Consider the following 2493-nt stretch of genomic DNA (forward strand, 5'->3'; position numbering starts at 1 on the left):
AAATTTTATCATCTATATCAGTGAAGTTTTTTACAAATTTAACATTATATCCAAGAGAGATTAAAACTCGCCTAAGCAGATCAAAGCTAATACTAGATTTTGCATGCCCTAGATGCGCATCATCATAAACAGTTGGTCCGCAGACATAGATATTTATATCATTGCCATTAAGTGGAACAAGTTTAACTTTTTGTTTTAAAACTGTATCATAAATTTGCATATATTATATCCTTTAATTCTATTAATAAATAGCCAAAAATTACTGCTAAGATTATAGTTATTAGATTTATCCTATTAAAGATTATATCCAAAAATTGCCTAATTCCAAATACAAAAATCGCATATCCTAGTAAAAATAGTCCGCTAATACTCCCAGCAAGTGCTAGTCCGCTTGCTCCTAAAGGTTTAAAAAGAAGCAAGCATAAAGCAGTATTTATAAAAAGTGAATATATAGCTATTTTAGCAGCGATTTTTTGCTGCATTTTAGCATATAGCCAGAGCGAAAAGAGCTTATAAAGCCCAAAAGGTAAAAGTCCTAACATATACATTTGTAAGACCTTAGCTGATTCTATAGTATTGTTAGTGTTAAATTCACCCCTTTCAAATAGTAGCCAAATAATCTCATTAGCTAAAACAAATCCACCAATAGTAGAAAAAATCAATAAGAAAAATAGTAAACTAAAGCTTTTTTTTAGCAAATTTATGGCGTTTGTATCGTTGTTAGATTTTATTGCTTTGGCGATTTTAGGAAATATTGCCATAGAGAGTGCAATAGCAAAAAGCGCTAAAGGTAATTGAAAGATTCTATTTGCGTAGTATAGGTAGCTAATTGCACCAGTAGCTAGAAAACTAGCAATAAAAGTGGAGATAAAGTCACTTAGTTGATTGGCGCTACTACCAATAATTCCATGGCCAAAATTTTGCCAAAAGCCTTTAGCTTTGGCTCTTTTACCTTTTGCAAATTTGATAATTCCAAGACTTAATAAACGGAGTAAATTTAATCTTTTAAGTGCGATAATATGAGATAAAACCTGCAACATTCCTCCAGCTACAACCCCCCAGCTAAGATACATTGCAGCACTTTTTTGGTCTAAATTTAATGCTAAAAACAGAGCAGTTATCATCGAGATATTTAGCAAAGCTGTACTAAAAGCCGTAGTGGCAAAGTGATTTTTATATTGAAGAAGTGCTGAGAGTAGTGTAACAATAAAAATTGCCAAAAGATACCAAAAATTTATTCTTACTAATGGAACAGCTAGAGCAATTGTCTCAGGACTAAATCCAAATGCAAGCGCCTTAGTAGCTAGCGGAGCAAAGAGCATCACAATAAGACTAAGACCAAGCATCGCAAGGCTAAGTTTGATTAAAATTTCAGCGCAAAATAAACCTTTTTGACTAACTTTTACTAAATTTGGCATAAAGGCTTGAGAAAATGCACCCTCTCCAAAGAGTCTACGAAATAGATTAGGCAGCTTAAACGCTACAAAAAATATATCACTCCAAATACTTGCACCAAGAGCATTTGCCGTCATTAAATCTCTAATAAATCCAAGCACTCTAGAACATAAAATCCCGATACTATTTGTAAAGAAATGTCGCAGCAACTATCAAATCCCAAATTTAAAAATTATGTATTATACTTAAAATTAATTTGATTTTTTATAAAATTTCTCAAACTTACTCTGTAAAAATAGGGCTAAAACAATCAAAAATCCACCGATTGTCATCTTATAAATATCAAAATCTACTCCCCAAAAAATTGCATTTACTAAAATTGCTATTGGAATTATAGCATTATTCATAATTGCTAAAGTGCCACTATCTACCATAAGCGAGCCGCTACTCCACAAATAATAGCCAAACCCAGAAGCTACTACACCAAGGTAGAGTAAAACTACCCAGCTTTGTAAATTTTGTGGAAGCATTGTAAAATTCCCAAAGAGAATAAAGCTAACTCCTGAAACCAAAACCGCCCCAAGATAAAAATATCCAAAATTTGATCTATTATCTTTTAAATTTTTACAAGTAAGCTTATAAAATGCTTGTGCTGCCCCAAAGCAGATATTTGCCATCTGCACGAGTATAAATCCATATAAAGAATTAAGGCTCCAACTTTCAAATTTAATAATAAAAGCACCAATTATACATAAAGTAATGCTAATTAAGTATAGTTTTTTAAATTTGCATGATATAAGATCATAGATTAGGCTTAGATAAAATGGTGTAAATATAGTAAAAAGAGCAACTTCGCTTACGCTAAGATATAAAAATGAATGGTAGTAAAATATACTCATAAGACCAATTTGTAGGCCGCCAATAGTGATTAATTTTAGCTTTAAATCAAATTTTAACTTTAAATTTAAAAATGGTAAAAATATCAAAAACGCTATACAAGAACGAAAAAGTATAGCAAAATAGTTATCAACAACTTCGACGATATAGTATCCAATAAGTGGAAATGAGAATGCACATATCAAAGTTGTTACCCATAAA

At 31.3% G+C, this 2493-nt stretch carries 2 protein-coding genes and 1 pseudogene; all 3 read right to left on the minus strand.

The genetic code is table 11. From position 1 onward, the window contains the following. Positions 1-220: pseudogene (locus J6V67_RS06125) on the minus strand (cysteine--tRNA ligase); the annotation flags it as partial. After that, complete coding sequence (gene murJ / locus J6V67_RS06130) at positions 207-1604, minus strand: murein biosynthesis integral membrane protein MurJ (RefSeq protein WP_291860249.1); 1398 nt, start codon at positions 1602-1604, stop codon at positions 207-209. The pseudogene J6V67_RS06125 and the gene murJ, both read right to left, overlap by 14 nt. 42 nt (positions 1605-1646) lie before the next feature. Next, positions 1647-2493: EamA family transporter (locus J6V67_RS06135; protein WP_367205778.1), on the minus strand; the 847-nt coding region annotated here is incomplete at its 5' end.

This window comes from Campylobacter sp., assembly GCF_017646085.1.
Taxonomy (GTDB): Bacteria; Campylobacterota; Campylobacteria; order Campylobacterales; family Campylobacteraceae; genus Campylobacter.